General features: G+C 53.1%; 1 protein-coding gene. It reads right to left on the bottom strand.

The genetic code is table 11. The annotated features are described in order from the left end of the window. Positions 1 to 277: AMP-binding protein (locus AAC854_RS24820; RefSeq protein WP_340619181.1), on the bottom strand; the 277-nt coding region annotated here is incomplete at both ends.

Here is a 277-nt window from a genome sequence, read left to right as displayed (position 1 = left end):
ACAGGCCACGCCGTCTCCACCAATATAAATCTCACCGATCGCCCCCAGTGGCACGGGTTCGCCATAAGCGTTCAACAAATAGAGGCGTGTGTTAGCGATTGGCCGACCAATGGGAAGCTTTGTCGTCCCTACCGGCATTTCAGTGATACGGTATGTCGTGGTAAATGTCGTTCCCTCACTCGGCCCATAGCCATTCAATAACTGCTGAGGCGGGCTATTACGCAGGACCTGAGCGATCACATGCGGATTAAGCACATCCCCTCCGACAATCAAGATA

Origin of the sequence: Xenorhabdus entomophaga, assembly GCF_037996725.1 — a bacterium.
Taxonomy (GTDB): domain Bacteria; phylum Pseudomonadota; class Gammaproteobacteria; order Enterobacterales; family Enterobacteriaceae; genus Xenorhabdus; species Xenorhabdus khoisanae.
This window is presented reverse-complemented; position numbering and strand designations above follow the sequence as displayed.